The organism is Sphingobacterium sp. G1-14 (assembly GCF_002196555.1).
Taxonomy (GTDB): domain Bacteria; phylum Bacteroidota; class Bacteroidia; order Sphingobacteriales; family Sphingobacteriaceae; genus Sphingobacterium; species Sphingobacterium siyangense.
Window position 1 is genome coordinate 1,710,071 of sequence record NZ_CP021381.1, and the last position, 16,672, is coordinate 1,726,742.

General features: G+C 38.5%; 14 protein-coding genes. 8 read left to right on the plus strand and 6 right to left on the minus strand.

The genetic code is table 11. The features are described 5' to 3' along the window. The first annotated feature begins 47 nt into the window (after positions 1 to 47). The 3 genes from CBM24_RS07130 (at position 48) to CBM24_RS07145 (ending at position 3,958) form a co-directional block, all read left to right on the plus strand. Positions 48 to 1,445 (plus strand): T9SS C-terminal target domain-containing protein, encoded by a 1,398-nt coding sequence (locus CBM24_RS07130; protein WP_157698397.1) that lies wholly within the window; start codon positions 48 to 50, stop codon positions 1,443 to 1,445. A 476-nt stretch (positions 1,446 to 1,921) separates the two neighbouring features. Beyond that, on the plus strand, positions 1,922 to 3,403 hold the full coding sequence (locus CBM24_RS07140) for a hypothetical protein (protein WP_088160673.1): 1,482 nt from the start codon (positions 1,922 to 1,924) through the stop codon (positions 3,401 to 3,403). Between the two features lie 120 nt (positions 3,404 to 3,523). Continuing rightward, on the plus strand, positions 3,524 to 3,958 hold the full coding sequence (locus CBM24_RS07145; RefSeq protein ID WP_157698399.1) for a hypothetical protein: 435 nt from the start codon (positions 3,524 to 3,526) through the stop codon (positions 3,956 to 3,958). A 36-nt stretch (positions 3,959 to 3,994) separates the two neighbouring features. On the opposite strand, the gene CBM24_RS07150 is transcribed toward CBM24_RS07145, so the two are convergent. After that, positions 3,995 to 5,194 (minus strand): hypothetical protein, encoded by a 1,200-nt coding sequence (locus tag CBM24_RS07150; protein WP_088160675.1) that lies wholly within the window; start codon positions 5,192 to 5,194, stop codon positions 3,995 to 3,997. A 496-nt stretch (positions 5,195 to 5,690) separates the two neighbouring features. Next, positions 5,691 to 6,620 (minus strand): IS4 family transposase, encoded by a 930-nt coding sequence (locus CBM24_RS07155; RefSeq protein WP_198386054.1) that lies wholly within the window; start codon positions 6,618 to 6,620, stop codon positions 5,691 to 5,693. A 336-nt stretch (positions 6,621 to 6,956) separates the two neighbouring features. Here CBM24_RS07155 and CBM24_RS07160 point away from each other — a divergent pair, with 336 nt between their 5' ends. After that, positions 6,957 to 7,271 (plus strand): hypothetical protein, encoded by a 315-nt coding sequence (locus tag CBM24_RS07160; protein WP_088160676.1) that lies wholly within the window; start codon positions 6,957 to 6,959, stop codon positions 7,269 to 7,271. Between the two features lie 374 nt (positions 7,272 to 7,645). On the opposite strand, the gene CBM24_RS07165 is transcribed toward CBM24_RS07160, so the two are convergent. Next, positions 7,646 to 7,918, minus strand: a complete 273-nt coding sequence (locus CBM24_RS07165) for a helix-turn-helix domain-containing protein (RefSeq protein WP_088160677.1) — start codon at positions 7,916 to 7,918, stop codon at positions 7,646 to 7,648. Between the two features lie 757 nt (positions 7,919 to 8,675). Between CBM24_RS07165 and CBM24_RS07170 the strand changes: the two genes are divergently transcribed. The 4 genes from CBM24_RS07170 to CBM24_RS07185 are packed head-to-tail and all read left to right on the plus strand — an operon-like array spanning position 8,676 to position 14,554. Further along, a complete protein-coding gene (locus CBM24_RS07170) occupies positions 8,676 to 9,050 on the plus strand; it encodes a hypothetical protein (RefSeq protein ID WP_088160678.1) in 375 nt (124 codons plus the stop codon). A 17-nt stretch (positions 9,051 to 9,067) separates the two neighbouring features. Then, on the plus strand, positions 9,068 to 9,997 hold the full coding sequence (locus CBM24_RS07175) for a TlpA family protein disulfide reductase (protein WP_088160679.1): 930 nt from the start codon (positions 9,068 to 9,070) through the stop codon (positions 9,995 to 9,997). Between the two features lies 1 nt (position 9,998). Then, positions 9,999 to 13,172, plus strand: a complete 3,174-nt coding sequence (locus tag CBM24_RS07180; RefSeq protein WP_088160680.1) for a SusC/RagA family TonB-linked outer membrane protein — start codon at positions 9,999 to 10,001, stop codon at positions 13,170 to 13,172. 11 nt (positions 13,173 to 13,183) lie between these two features. Then, positions 13,184 to 14,554, plus strand: a complete 1,371-nt coding sequence (locus CBM24_RS07185) for a RagB/SusD family nutrient uptake outer membrane protein (RefSeq protein ID WP_088160681.1) — start codon at positions 13,184 to 13,186, stop codon at positions 14,552 to 14,554. Between the two features lie 72 nt (positions 14,555 to 14,626). On the opposite strand, the gene CBM24_RS07190 is transcribed toward CBM24_RS07185, so the two are convergent. From CBM24_RS07190 to CBM24_RS07200, 3 genes are all read right to left on the minus strand, one after another. Next, complete coding sequence (locus CBM24_RS07190) at positions 14,627 to 14,968, minus strand: hypothetical protein (RefSeq protein WP_088160682.1); 342 nt, start codon at positions 14,966 to 14,968, stop codon at positions 14,627 to 14,629. A 245-nt stretch (positions 14,969 to 15,213) separates the two neighbouring features. After that, the gene (locus CBM24_RS07195; RefSeq protein WP_088160683.1) at positions 15,214 to 15,537 is read right to left on the minus strand and encodes a hypothetical protein; all 324 of its coding nucleotides are present in this window, start codon (positions 15,535 to 15,537) and stop codon (positions 15,214 to 15,216) included. Between the two features lie 83 nt (positions 15,538 to 15,620). Next, the gene (locus CBM24_RS07200; protein WP_088160684.1) at positions 15,621 to 16,628 is read right to left on the minus strand and encodes an AraC family transcriptional regulator; all 1,008 of its coding nucleotides are present in this window, start codon (positions 16,626 to 16,628) and stop codon (positions 15,621 to 15,623) included. Positions 16,629 to 16,672: the final 44 nt, after the last annotated feature.

The window sequence follows — 16,672 nt, forward strand, 5'->3', positions numbered from 1 at the left end:
ATTAAATAAATATTAGTTAACATTAAGGTTACACTTGGCTTGTAGCTTTGAAAAAAAAACAAATTATGAAATTAAACATGAGTTCAAAATGGTTTGCGTTAGCTTTAGTAGCGACTTCTATGAGTATTGCAAGCTGCAGTAAGTCAGATCCAAGCCCAGTTGACCCTAATCCTAACCCTGGAAGTGGAGATGTAGAGGTAATTGAAGGGAAAATTACGAGCAATAAAGTTTTAAGTGCTTCCAAAACATACTTGTTAAGAGGTTATGTGCAGGTAATGGATGGGGGAACTTTGGAAATACCAGCAGGTACTATCATAAAAGGAGAGAAAGCAACGAAGGCTGCGCTGATTGTTGAAAAAGGAGGCAAATTAAAAGCAAATGGTACAGCAACAAATCCTATTGTTTTTACATCAGATCAAACATCTGGAAATAGAAACGTGGGAGATTGGTCAGGAATAATTATTTGTGGTAAATCTAAGGTGAATTCTGCTGATGGTACCTCTCAATATGAAAGTGGTGTATTAGGTGCTACGGTTGCAACGTACGGAGGTGGAACAAATCCGGTTTTAAATGATAATTCTGGAGAGTTAACTTATGCACGTATCGAATTTGCTGGAAACCCAATTCAAACAGATAAAGAAATCAATGGATTAACATTATGTGCAGTTGGTTCTGAAACTAAAATTCACCATATTCAAGTCTCTTATGGGGGGGATGATGCTTTCGAATTTTTCGGAGGGACAGTAAATGCATCTCATTTAATAGCTTATAGAGGTACTGATGACGATTTCGATTTTGACCAAGGTTATACCGGAGCAATCCAGTACGGAATTTCTATCAAAGATCCAATGATTTCTGACGGAGCTGGTACTTCACGTGGAATTGAGCTAGAAAATAAGGCTGCTGTGGCAAATAATATGTACTCTAGACCAGTCTTATCTAACTTTACTTTTATTGGGCCTGGAGTGGGGACCGATGTTGATAAACACGGAGCTACTGTACATTTTGGGCTAAACAGCCGTATGGTTCTTGCAAATTCAATTATAGTAGATGGTAAAACAGCTGGAATTGAGTTTAACTCGGACTTCCCTGCTGCTGAATTGAAAGCAGGTCGCTCAATTCTCTCAAATAATATGGTATTTGGTAATAAAGCAAACTATGTTTTAAAAGATGTTACATCGTTTGCATCAGTAGCTGACTTAACGGGTTATTTAAATGGATTTGGTGATTTTACAGTTGCTAATCTAGCTGCAGCTGGACTTACAAATACAACCATTGCAGCTCCGAACCTTTTATTGAAAGCTGATTCACCAGCTTTAGGAAAAGCGAAATATGAAGGAGATCTAGCTTCTTTAACAAAAGAGACGTTTATTGGAGCAATGGGGACTACAACAGACTGGACAAAAGGCTGGGCTAGTTGGGATCCTAAAAACAATAAATACTAGAATAAATTATAGTTTAGTAAAATAGAAAATCCTGCTTTCAGCAGGATTTTTTTGTAACTCTTTTAGAATATTTCCTTGTGTAGTCAAATAATATAAATTTAAAATTATGAGAAAAGAAAAATTAAAAAATTCAATCAGGAATAGTAATCTTCTGAAGATAACATCCCTAGCTTTGTTTTTTATGTTTATCTTCATGTACTAAGAATGAAAAATTCGAAAGTACAAAAACGATTGAAGAAAGTACTACAACAGGAAAGACAAAAGCTACAGCAATAACAAACCCAAATGAACAAAATGCTAATAAAAATTGGAAATGGGATGATCCTACCTTAACAACAGTTAAATTATATTTTAAACCAAAAATCAATAATCAACCTAGTCCATCTATAGAAAGGCCATTACCTTGGAATACTTTTGGCAATCCACTAAATAATTCCGATAGAGACTATCGTTCCGAATTGGGGTGGGTGCTATATTTGAAAGACTTCGGTACAGCAGATAGGCCCGCACAGACTCCTTTTTTCGTATTATATAATATTTACTCTGGCGTATTGAGATTTTTTGTCTACAATTATAGAGTACAAGATTTAAGTGAAGGAACGAAAACACATTATGTAGCAAAACTTAGTTATACCATCCCTGAAAAGCATAATGGGATGCTCAGCTTTTCAGCTCCCCCTGACCAATTTATTATCGATAAAGAAGATAAGGATTTGTCCCTAATTAGCGTTACTAAGAAAAATGCAAGTGATGTGTGGATGAACTTTGATTTTGTATTAGCTAAATCTTTGGGGTATGATACTAATTTAGTATTGAATGTATTTGGAGTCAATGAGACAGAATTAAATTTGGGTTCAGATTTTTCTGCTTTGACAGCCAAATCAGTAATTGGAGGAGCAGGAAAGTCTAGTTTTGATTTTGCTAAATTTATTAATGGTGGCGTAGAATATACATCTTCTGCAGGAGCTCTTTTAGAATCAATAAATAAATTAAAAGAGGCTATTCCAAATGTTCAGTCTAGGGCCGATTTAATGTCTACGGAAAAAAATAATATGAAAGCTGCTAATCTTCGTGCAGCTGTTCCTATTACAACTATTGCCGCTGGAGTAAGCGTAATTAAAGGATTATTTGGTTTTGTGAAGTCTTTTGTTGGTGGATCAAAGTCTGCTACTAATACACAGACAACGTTACAATACAATGGGATTGTTAAAACAACTGGAACAACAAGCCTTACAAATAATTTATATAATATCCAGTTTTATACAGGTAAAGATGGACTTTCGCCGTCCTATTATGTTCCATTATACGATTATGCTATTGGGTTAATATTGCTTTTTGAATCTGAGAAAGGAGATTTGCGTAATTTTGCCTTAAATCTAAGGTTCGATGAAAACTACTATCAGTGCTCGAATGCATGGCCGTATGAAAGAGTAAGACAAGGCCAATTTAGCATAAAAAAGCAACCGATTTTCCGTATAATTTCTCAGTTTGAGAATGATGAGGTTAGTGATTTGGTTAATCATGTAAGATTAGATAGTGTAAAGCTAACTTTATTGAATCGAAAGAACTTTGGTGATGGGCATATAGGTTCATTTCAGTTTATACGGTCTTTTAGTAAGTATGAACTTTACAATGAAGGAGTAACTAATAGTAGCGTTAATTCTGGGTGGCGTGAGTTTTATCCAAATATGCAAAGAGCCCATCCTTCAGATTTTTTTATTAAAAAATTTTATTACCCTCATGATGTTATAGCTGGCGGGCATTATTCGGTTGGAGGTAAAACAGATCAAAGATATAGGCCAGCAATAGGAATTTATATTAAATTCACGATAACTGATCCAAAATATCCAGATAATGCATCGAGAGAAAGAGTTATTTTTAAGGTTGTTGATACAGAGCTACGAGGGGGAATGGAGGATCCTGGGAAAGGAGGATGTCCCGTAATTACTTACAACTAATTAAAAGGGTAAAAACTTTATTTTGATAAACTATACAAAAAAATCCTGCACAGGGCAGGATTTTTTTTGTAGCATCACGTTCTAATATTTCGTTACACAGTCAAATAATATAAACTTTAAATGATGAAAAAAATATTCTATTTATTTGTATTAAGTATTGTCCTGTTTTTTGGGTGCAAAAAGTCAGATGATAAACCCGACACTGAACCTGATGGCCTCAAAATAGAGATAAAAGGAATTTCTGGCTGGGGTAATGGGGTGAACATCAGCATTGATCAAAATAAGACTGAAATTAAATATCCTAAAGATGATCTATCAGGGGCAAAAAAAGATAAAGTTTATAAAACAAGTGAGGCTACATTAAAACAGCTGTCCAACTATATCAATACTTATAAATTAATGGATGCTAAAATTAATGAATGCGCACGTTGTGCGGATGGACTTGATTATGTGATCACAATTAAATCCGAAGGCAGAGAAAATACGGTAACCATTGCAGCATACCGTACAGATGGTAGATATACTGATCTATTAGACTTTATTATTAAGATGTAATAACTATAGCTAAGTGGCTATTTTTTGCGGGAAATTTTACCTAGGTTCATAGTGATAAACGATCTGATACGATTGATTCTTGAGTTCATCTGATAATTGACCGATGGCTAAACTTTGGGCTTGCGGAGTAGGCTCACATACTGAATAGTATTTACCATTGTACAGAATTGCGTCACCAATAGGATGTTCAAATTGGACGGCCATCGTGATATGCGTAGGGTAGAGGAGAGTGATCATTGGCAGATTGTAAATCTCTTTAACTAGGTAAAAAAATAGTGCTACACGATCATCACAGTCGCTATATTTATTTAATAATGTCTGCTCTGGAGATAGCCGTTTTTCTGTCCCGAAATTATCTTCGTCATTCTCATACAAAAATGCATAGCGTGTAAACCGCATTAAATAATCTAGACCTTCTTTTTCTTTCTTTCCTTTTAGATTTTCTTTGAGGGCAGGAACCAATGATTGATAAGTTTCCTTACTCAATGGAATATTGAAATAGGTCTCGAAATCCACTCCCGGATAATTTTTGAAAAGGTCGCTGATATCATGATTCAGCTTTACATTAAAATGATAAGCTTTATGACCATAATTGAATGCAATTTGTTTTTCAACGTAGTTTGCAGGTACAAAATCCGGTAGCTTTGTGATTTTATAGCTGAAATCGTTGGTGGCTTCCGGCACTTTAATATTTACAGGGATATAGGTGTCTGCCCGTTGAAATAGTTTTCCATAATCATGGAAATTTAAACATGTATATTTCTTACCATCAACTTCAAAAAAAGGAATATCAGAAATATCCTCATTGTTCTGAATAAAAAAGACAATCTGATTATTTCCTACTGCCAAACGCGCATCATATCCAGATTTGCACATCAGAAACCATTTGTATAGCGTGTAACGTGCATAGTTCTCCGTTTTTGGTGCAATTTGTTGTGCTGTGCGACGCACAAGCTGATAATATACCCAGTCGTTGAGGTGTTGTTTATCTTTGTATTCGAGTAAACTATTTACCAGATCATGGTATTCTGCCTGATCGGCAGTTTGGTAGAACTCCTGTACGCGTGCTCCCGTTAAACTATCATTGAATGGAATATTGAAAGATGGGCTTACATTAATTGAAACTTTTCCATCGTAAAAATCGAAATCATGATGCTGCGCCTTAGCAATTTGTAGACTGCATGTAAACCAACATAAAATGGTCAAAAAGGCAATATGGCATCCTTTGATATTCATTTATTAACAATTTAATAACATTAGTGTAATATAAATTTAACAATTATAGATCCTTTTTCCAAGGATTTGAGAAAAATGTTTTTTGGATTATATACTAGGAAATTTTAATTGTATGTTTTTAAGACCGTGGAGTCGTGGTGTTGTTAAATATATACACTACCGTCCAAAATAAAATTTAATTTACGAAAAAAGGCGATTTTTCTTATCAAGAAGCGTGTTATTTTAGATTCCTCCATTAGCTATCCCCCCCTTATTTCAAAAGACGCTAAACTGTCCGTTTTTATCAGGCGTTTTTTTCTTGATAAATGGGTCGTTCGCCCATTGCCAAAAATCAATCTTCACAAATATGTTCATGCGTATAAAGCTCACAAGATTGGACAGATTCCACTTGTAGATGACCTTTTTCTGTATATATTTGAGTAACAGTATTCCGATCAGGACAGTCCATATCTGTATCTGAACGGCATTTTGCGATGTTCCCACAAAACTGGTGACCTTAAGACGCTGTTTGAGGTGTTTGGAAAAAAATCTCTATCTGCCAACGTTGTTTATAGATCATTGCTACCATTGAGGGTTTCCACTGGAGATTGTTGGTCAGAAATTCATATTCATCGCCCGTTGTGCTGTCTAAAACGTGCACAAGCCTGAGTTTCTTTCCCCCATATCGTTTTGCGCTCTCCCCGCTCAATGTAATCACCTGATCCTTAAGGATACCACTTTGAAGCATCGAATCACTCTGATAGCTCTTTAACACGCTGTATTTCATGTTTACTTTGCTCCGTGTGACGAAGAAACTCCCACTGCTGTCCAAAATATTCATCCATTTAAAATCGACATAACCCCGGTCCATGACAACAACGCTGCCCTTGGGGAAAGAAAAGCTGTTAGCTTTTTTACTCTCATGTACCTTACCATCGGTAATCTCCATGAAAACCGGTAGGCACCCATCATAGTCAAGTACGGTATGCAGTTTCGCAGCACCCTTATTGCTCCGGAATTTAGCCCAGTCAAATATCGACAGGCATAATGGGATCACGCTGGCATCCATCAGATAGACCTTACCCTTCAATGCCCTGAGCTCACTGCGTTGGTTGGGCTCCTTATTCCAAAGATTGTCCAAAAGGGCGAAATAAAGGTCTTTGAAAAGCTTATGGTCGCGGTGTTCATTCATATAGGAGATGCTCGATTTGCTGGGAGCTCGGCAAATACCCATATGGTTCACGTTGCCCGTGGTACTGCGAAGACCGTTACTGATATCCCGGACCGAATCGCTGCAGGAGAGATGGCAAAAAAGCATGCTCACCAGATGTGTCCAACTGTTAAGGCCTTTCTGATGCTTGTCACTATTGTATTTAGATACGAGTTTTTTAAAAATATCCCGGTCTATCAAGGATAGAAGCTGACTAAAAACGTTTATATTTACCATTGCTGAGGTGGCGTAGTTGTGTTTTCAATATAATATTTTTTGAAAACACAATACGTCACTTTTTTTATACGATTTTTTTATCGTTTTGGACGCTACTGTATTAAAGTGAATTATGTTTAAGTGGTGTGAAATATTTTTTTTCTGATATAATCACTTTTTGTCAATAAGTTCGGCGATCCATCAAACAGGGCGAAGTATTATTACAGTGTAAAGATCATTAATGAGCTGGACCAAGAGATCCTTTATTCCAAGTTAAGTTACAAGCTGCTCGTATTGCCCAATTTTAACAAATCCCTGACCGCGCTGGATACGGTTATCTACCAATGAATGTACCTGATGAAGCATCTGGATGAGATGGAAGGATTGCCTAAGTGTTTTGATAAAAGAATATTCTCCCGTATCCTTGCTATAGGAGAACTGGCAAATTTAACGCCAGAAGAGAAGATGTCATACATATCAAGCTTGGAACAAAAACGTGTCTATAATGCCACGATTGCGTATGCTGAAAAGGAGGGGATGGAAAAAGGTAAGTTGGAAGAGCGTGCCAGGATTGAGTCAATAGCTTTAGGAATGAAAAAAGACGGCCTTCCGATTGAACAGATTGCAAAGTATACAAAGCTGACAATAGAAGAGATCGAAAAACTGAAATAGATTTTTTAGTTTACAAAATATTGCAGAGCCATTCTTTTCGGGATGGCTTTTTCTTTTGATATAAAAAATGGTCTGAATAATCTTGGATTGTATCATGTTGATTTCATTTAGTTTTTCAAAAATGCATTACATCTTCAATAACATCAAAAAGAGCATTATTGAACATGCGGTCATCGATGGTAAAAGATGGTGTTTTCAGTCAGCCTATGTAAACATTATAGCCGATATTGACTTTCCCGAATGATAAAAGGGTCGCGTTGGTAACACGATTTTCCTTATCGACCAGTTTGAGCTTCTTTAAATTTTCCAATTGCTGCATTTACCTTATCCGTAAACTTCTGGACCTATCAAGATCAATGTCTTGCACCTTAGATTTAAGAATCTAATTTTATCGAGTCATAATCTTCATTAAAAAATTCTGGAAAGGAATAACCAATGGCATTTAGATGTTTAATGAAGACCTTTAGTGTTACGTTGGCGGAGCCCGCTTCTATTTTTCCGTATTGAGCTCTGTCAAGATTGTAATCATAAGCGAAGTTTTCATGGCTAGAATAGCCCATGGCTTTTCTTATTTGCTTGAAACGTAGACCAATTCTTTTTTGTTCAACATCAAGAACTAGTATATTATTATTGTTTTTATGCTCCATTCTATAAAAGAACGGAAGCTGTAAGTAAAATACCACTCCATAAAACAATACGTTTTATTTGGAGTTATTTAGATAGTTTTATATATTTGTCGTGGTTAAATATAATTATCTGAGTTTAATGTGAGAGATAAAAAGTAGGAAGTAAACTAAATTGAAAAACGAACTCTCGTAGCAGGATCTGGCGATTTTTATGATACGAAGAGTGAGTAATGCGTCGATTTATCCTATCTTTGGAGAATATTCCTAGGGTAGGATGGCGCTTGCTTGATCTTTGCATCATCCATTGTTATTTTTAACAAAGGTACTGAAAGTTATATCCTAGGGTAATGAGTAAAGGTTCCGCCAGAGCCTCTGCTGCTACGACAAGCAAGTAGTCATCCATTTTTGGCTATTTCTTTGAGTTCGTTTTAATTTGACGAATTATGAGAAATAAAATCAAAAAAATAAAGCACCAATTAACACTACAAAAATGTGATGTTATTGGTGCTTTTGTTTTTCGGAAGCAATTACAAAAAAACATCATTACGGCCCCCGAATAGCTCGGCTGGCCCCGCCAAATACTATTTGGCCTCTTTTAGCCATGGACCGCGTGTTGCCAATATTATACCTTGTGACCCCTCATTCAAACGCTATCTGGCTTACCGAATTAATTAAATTATTGTCAAACTGACCTGAGTATGATCAGGCCTCAAAAAAGCTGATTTCGATCGGAGAGGGGATCTTATGTCCTTCGGGTTACGGATTTACAAACTGAAAAATGAAAAGGATTTTGGCGCTACAATTTGCTTTTGATTGGATGATTTACGATGTCCACAAGGTTGATTATGACCCGATAAAGGAGAGCGAAACATTTTGGGATCGGTATGCCTTAAATACGATATCTACTAATATCCTAGTGCAGTTGAGTGCTTATGTTGATGATGGAGTAGAAAGGCATCAGCTTTTGAAAGATGAGGAAATGCAGGAGTTTGCAATTGCAGTGTCTCGTCTGTTGATCGCATCCTGTATCGTCAATCATCGTAAACTAGATATTACGAAAGCTGAGCTGCCATCGGAAGTAAACGCGCTTTTAGAAAAAGAGCTGGAATTGAGCAAAAAAATCGCTGATTTTTTAAGTCGGTTATCGAAATAACCATTAACAAACAAATTATGAATACTTTAAAATTATTGACGCTAGTCAAGATAAATATAAATACCTACATCTGCCAAGCACTGGCCAGATACTCGAGCAGACCCTACTGTAAGGGTACTGGCCGAGTGCTGAAAAAGATACGCCTACTGGCTACCGACTTTTTCCCAGTTAATACCGGCCTTTCTTCTGCCTTTTATGCTATTCGCTTCGAGTCGGCATCGGGTTTTCATCGCTGTGACCCGCTGAAATTCCGATGCCGACTCGATGAAAACCCGCGGAAAGAGCGAAGTTGGTCAGGAGTTAGTAGGGTGTTGCTTCTGCTTACAGCTTTAGTTTTTCAATATTTATATTTTTCTTTTAAGGTATTGAAGAACATAAGAGCTTTTATCTTATTGGCTCTTATGTTTCATATGTTTAGTTTATCGGCTCAGACGCCTCGCAAGGACAGCGGGGCCGACGGGCCAATAGCAGGACATTCTGATATCATACCATTAAAAATCGGTCATAGAGTCCCAGAAGAGTTCTGGACTAAAGAACATCTCTTTTATATCAATGGGGATACCGTGCGTAAGACTCTCCATGAATATAAAGGGAAGCTTTTGATCCTTGACTTTTGGATGATCGGTTGTTCCAAGTGTTTTCTACATCAAAAGGAAATCAATTACTATAAAAAGCTTTATGGGGACAAACTGGCGGTAATAATGGTTAATGGCGTTAAAACAAAAAATAATTATGCCAGTATCCATAGCTATCTAAAAAGTGAATGGTTTCGGAGCTTGGGACTGGAATCATTTTCATCAATAATTGAAAGTAGCCATTTGGACCAATTGCTTCAACCTGCCGGCTACCCAATGTATTATTGGATAAACCAATATGGCATACTACAGACGGTAACCTACCGTAATCTATTGGACAGGGATTATGTAGCGCCATTTTTAGAGAAATAAGATGGTAAGAACGATTATTTTCATTTGCAGTATGTTGGTTCTAGGAACGCAACTGCAAGGACAGATACTGATAAAAGGAACGGTGCTGGATAGCCTAGGGGAGGCGATAAGTGGTGTGTTTGTAAGCGAGAGCCACAATAATAGCCGGGTGCTGACAGGTAAAAGCGGTAAATTTGAACTTCATACGGCAGCAAATCAAGGTACGCTGTCATTTCAGCATCTCGGTTATCTACAGCACACGTTGGCATTCGATGGGGCCACCGCTGCACTGGTCGTAAGGTTAAAATCACGTACGACACAACTCGACGAAGTTATTGTCTCGACAGGATATCAGTCCATACCGAAAGAACGGGCTACGGGTTCTTTTTCAACCGTTGGGAAGGAACTGTTTAACCAGCAGGTGGGTACGGATATTCTTTCAAGATTACCTGTTGTAGCAAATAGTCTTGTCATGGATGCTGGCCGAAGTCAGTCTAGTCCCCAGATCATGGTCCGTGGGTTAAGTACCATCAATGGGCCTAAAGATCCTTTGATAGTGGTTGACAATTTCCCCTATGATGGTGATATTAACAATATTAATCCCAATACGGTAGAGAATATTACGATACTAAAGGATGCTGCAGCTTCCAGTATTTGGGGAGCACGGGCAGCGAATGGTGTAATTGTGATCACAACGAAAAAAGGAAAGTTAGATAGGCCCACTTCTTTTGAATTCAATGCCAACAACACCGTGGATGCAAAGCCTGACCTCTACTATATTCCTCAGATGTCATCGTCAGATTTTATAGATGTAGAACGGGAATTATACAGTCGTGGATTTTATAAAAGTAAAATAAGCTCGGCTAGTAAACCTTTGTTAAGTCCTGTGATCGATCTACTTGATCTGGCGGATAACGGAAAGGTTTCCAAAGAAGAAGCTCTGACAAGGATTAATGAATTAAGAGATGTTGATGTACGTGAACAATTGAATCATTATGTATATAAACCTGCTTACAAACAGCAATATTTTTTAATAGGATCTGGAGGGGCAGCAAAGTTCTCTTGGCTTTCGTCGATAGGGTATGATCGAAATATTGGAACACTAGGTGATCGTTACGAACGTATCAATTTGCGCTTTCAACAAGCTTATGAAATTAGTAAGCAATTTTCTGTTGCCACTAATCTGTATTATACGCAGACAGCTACAAAGTCTGGACGCAATGGATATAATGATATCTCCAATCTTTTTCCCTATACACGTATTGCAGATCAAAACGGGCAGGCGCTAGCGGTGCCACGGAACTATAGGCAGAGTTTTATTGAGTCTTTTGGTGATGGAAATCTGCTGGATTGGAGTTATTACCCATTGGTGGATTCGGAGCATCAGATACGCAGAAGTCCGGCAACAGATTTATTGGGGACGATCGAGCTAAACTATGAAATTATCAAGGGGCTGAAAATAGCAGGAAATTATCAATATGAACAAGCGCACAGCGTGGGAACAAGCTTTGCCGATCAATATAGTTATATGGCACGTGATTATTTGAACCGGTTTACACAGCTTCAGAACAATAAGGTTGAATATATAATACCCGTTGGTGGGATACTTGATAAAAGTGCGTCCTTAATGCATGCGAACAATCTACGTGGGACGCTCAGTTTTGACCGTAAATTTGGTAAGCATACAATTACTGCCATTGTAGGGACCGAGATAAGAGATGCCCGTCGTGAATCGAACAACAACAGGTTCTATGGATACAATCCTGATAATTTAACATTTGGAAATATAGATTATAAAACCTCTTATCCGACTGTTATTACTGGTGCGAAAGATTATGTACCGAATAGTCAGACACTGACTGGGACGGTTACGAGGTTTGTTTCTCAGTTTGCCAATGCAGCTTATAGTTTTGATAACAGATATACGGTTTCGGGTAGTCTACGTCGCGATGCATCTAATCTATTTGGACTGAAGACAAATGACCAATGGAATCCTTTTTGGTCAGCAGGTGCCGCATGGAAAATCTCCAATGAGAAATTCTTCAATACAAACTTGCTCTCTTATCTCAACCTGAGGACAACTTATGGTTTCAGCGGTAACATAGATCCTGCGATGGTAGCTGTAAACACCATTGGCTTCGCTGCTCCTTCAGTATTTACAGGTGGTCCCTCCGCTGCATTTGTGAATTTCTATAATCCTCTGTTGAAATGGGAGACGAGTAAAATGCTCAATATCGCACTTGATTTTAGAACAAAGAATAGCCGTATAGCAGGTGCATTGGAATTTTATCATAAATGGGGGCAAAATTTATTCGGTCAGGCGCCGATAGACCTGACCACAGGCGTAAATACTTCAATGCAGCGAAATGTAGCCAATATGCATGGCCAGGGATGGGATTTAGAGTTAACAACAAAAAATATTGACCATATGCATTTAAAATGGAATAGTACCCTCAACGTGAGCATGTATAAAGATGCAGTCGATGATTACCTGATATCACGCACATTGGCACAGCAATACGTAAATGTAGCGACCCCGCCAATTTCGGGAATTAAGGGGAAGCCGGTCTATGCGATTTACAGCTATAGATGGGCTGGTCTAGATCCCTTTACGGGTGAAGCACAAGGCTATCTGAACGGTGAGGTCAGTAAGGATTATACTGCGATTACGGGCGCTGGTACGAAAGAGGAAGATCTGAAGTTTCACGGATCGGCTGTACCGACCCTATTTGGTAATTTGCAAAATTCATTTTCGTATAAACGCTTCAGTCTTCAGCTTGGCCTTACTTATAAATTGGGCTATTGGTATCGGCGTTCCTCTATCAATTACACCAATCTGTTTAATAGTGGAAAAGGTCATCGTGATTATGCGGATCGATGGCGGAAGCCTGGAGATGAGCTCATAACGAATGTTCCTGTTAATCCATATACCACAAATAGTAACAGGGACAGGTTTTATGAAGGAGCCAGTGTTCTAGTCGAAAAAGGTGATCATATTCGATTACAATATATCAATGTGGGATATGACTTCCCTTATTTTAAAGGCTTTAAAAGATTACATATTTACCTCAATCTACAAAATATTGGTACGCTATGGAAGGCTAATAAAGCTGGTATTGATCCGGATTTTAACTTAGGAAGCGGTCGGACGATTGCACCGCAGAGCTATTCAGTGGGAGTAAAAACAAGCATTTAAAGAAAAAGTTTATGAAAAGAATATGGAATAAAGTCTTATTGCTCCCCCTGTTTCTCTTTTGCCTTGGGGGCTGTAACAAATTTTTGGAAGAAAAATCAGATAAGAGTTTAGGGATCCCTATAACGGTAGCAGATTATAGGGCATTATTGAATGATTGGGCTACAGTAAACTCAAATTATCTCTCTATGGGGGAGACGAGCAGTAACGATATTGTGTTGACAGATGCGGACTATAATGGACTGTATTACGATAGTGATAAACGTCTGTACAGTTGGCAACCCGACTATGTGACGCGTGCTGTATCTGGCGGAGGGCATGAATGGTATTATTGCTATAAAGGTATCTATGTTTCCAATTCTATACTTAAGGGGCTGGATGATAACGGACTGGCTGGTAAAGATGCGGATGAAGTACGGGGGCAGGCCCTAGTTTTCAGGGCAGCCCGTTATTTGGATGGAGTACAGGTATGGGCACCTGCCTATGATGCTAAAACCGCCGATAAGGAATTGGGTATGGCATTACGTCTTGATCCTGATATGAATTTGCCTTCTAAAAGAGCTACAGTACAACAGACCTATGATTTAATTTTATCTGATTTGCAAGAAGCATTACCTTTATTGCCGACGTCCGAATCTTCTCCCGCCCTTCCTACAAAGGCCGCCACGTACGGGTTATTGGCCCGTGCTTATTTAATTATGGGTGACTATGAGAAAGCTCTAGCTAATGGGCAACAGGCGCTAAAGCTCCATAGTGATTTGATTGATTTTAATGATCTATCGGCCTCAGCGAGTTTCCCCATACCTGCAACAAATCAGACCAGCCGGGAAGTGGTCTTTTTTACAAGAATGTATGCTTCCAATATTGTTAACCTAAATATAGCCCAGATAAATAAAGATCTTTATTTAATGTATGCGGCGGGTGATCTTCGAAAAAGTATCTATTTTAGGCTAGATAATAAGGGCGCTATATTTTTTAAAGGTACACATATGGGCCATCAGGGACTCGTTACAGGCATCACATCCAGTGAACTGTTACTAATAGTAGCTGAATGTGAGGCTCGTCTGGGAAATCTTGGTAAAGCGGCTGAAACGCTAAATCTACTGATGATAAAGCGTTGGGATAAAAATACTTTTAAGCCCTTTGTATTCACTGATGTGGATATAGCTCTTCGTACAATCCTGAATGAAAGGCGAAAAGAGTTACTATTTCGTGGGCTTCGATGGTCGGATGTCAAGCGGTTGAATAGAGATGGTGCCAGAATAATTCTTTCTCGTAAAATCAACAATCAGCAGTTTTTACTGGCTCACAATGATAAGCGATATGCAATTGCATTGCCTGAGGATGTGTTGGATCTAACAGGGATGGAACAGAATCCTAGATAGGCCCTCTAATAGTAGGAATAGTATTGGGGTATAACCACCCCAATACTATTCCAGCTAAAAATAACATTCCTGCTAATCTCTCTTGCTAAAACTTGAATCATCCAATATATTTTGATTGGATTTTCCAGAAAGCATAGACTCAAGATCACTTTGGTCTATTGCTGTTTTTTCACAAGGCTTTGTCGTACCTGTTCCGCATGTGGATGGAGAGGTTCCTGGCTCCCAGTTGTCAGGATTAGCAAATGCTCCCTCGCTGGTATCGTCACTTGCGTAATGAAATACAACCATTTCTTTTTGAGAGGTTGCTTTAACTTCCTTCTTCTCCGTTGCTTTTGCTACCCAAAAAGCTCCTATCAATAAAAAGAAAGATAATACAATACCGGTACGTAACCAGTTAATTTTTAAAGTGCTCATATGCATCTTTTTAAGTTTATATAATTTTATTAGTTATTTTTTGCATTTCGGGTTTGCCTCACAGCCATGCGATCGAGGGATCCTATGTTGAGGTCAACCACCTTCCTTGAAACTGGGAGACCGGCATACTCGGGAACAGAGCAAACTTACGTGGATACCACATTTTGTCCGCAACTCTCTTTAGGGCCAAGGATAGACAGATAGGGGCATAGCAAAGCTCCTTGAACAAAGGAACGACACGATACCTAAACGGAAGGACAAACCGCCCAAACAGCCTCATCAATAAGGATTGGAACACTGGCCCTAAATGTAGGCCAAGTCGTTTGATTGTTTCTTTCGCTGTTTGTAGACTTTTCATCTCCGTTTATTTTACCTATCCATAACCTGTTGCGCAGCGGCACAGCCTTGGCGCGGCCTGCCCTCTGTTTTGCTTTGCACTTTATCGCTGTACCCGCGTCCCTATTTATTTTGTTCCAGCTCTCCCTTCCAACCCTTCGCAGACGTACCGAAGATCGCTGGAAACCCCGTCGGGAAAGACGGGGATCGCATGGCACTAGTACGCCCGCCATCTCTTTTGCTTTTAGTTCTTTAAGCGTATTTCAAAGGTAAGCCTGTCTCAGCACATTCATTTACGCATTTTTGATCTTGTGATTTACTGATTTTTGTCATTGTCCGGATTATGGTGGAATTTTATATATTCGGAAGGATACAGGCCTACCCGTTTCTCAAAGTAGTCGGAGAAACCACTTTGGTATTTAAATCCGCAAAAATTGGCTACTTCCCTATTGGTATAAGCTGAAAGCAGCCTGTCTTTTGCCAGTGGAAGGAGTATTTCATCCCGATATTTTAAAAGGGGCTGTTTGTAATAGCGTTTATGACAGCGTGCAAGATAAGCGTCAGAAACGCCTAACGAAAAGGCAATTTGGCTAATATTCACCTCCTGAAATCCTTGATTTACGATATCATATATTATTTTTCTTGCTTTTTTAGCAAGGACTTCACCTTCGCTCAGTTTCTCATAAAACCCAAACTGTTTTGTTTCTGCGATATCGAATAATAGGTAAATCTGCTCGATTACCCTTGCCTCATTTTGTTTGCTGTAATTAAAGAAGATCGTTTCAATACGGTTCAGCTGATAACTTGTAAGCTCTTTGATCGGCCATAAGGCTGTCTGGTAGAGACTGGTTTTATCCTTTTTCCTTGCATTTTTTAATTCGGATAGAAAATGCCCGTGATGGTAAATGATATCCCTTACGAGACCGATATCAATCAACAGCCCGTAGACCAGGTAGTTCCCTGATTTTAAATGTATGCCAAATTTGCTGCGCGGGATGTAGGTAAATGTGCTGTGTGCATGGGGAAATATGATCTCGTTTTTGGTGGCATGTTTCTGAATGACGATATCGTCTGTCGCTTTCATGGTGTAAATGAGATGAAAGTCCGGCTTGTTTGTTTTCAATTGAACAATACAATCAATGGTCACATGCGCCTGTAACCGATATAATATCACTTGGCGGTAATCTATAAATTCCTCTACAAGCTGTATCGAAGTATCCTCATATAGATTACGTTTTGCATCGGGCAATGGGGGAAGAAATGGGTGTTTTTCGTCCTCGAAATATGCTACTTTTGGTAATGTAAATTTGAAGGTCTTCTTCATACTTATTTTGGTTTGTTGTACAGATTTTGTCTAAGTATAATAGT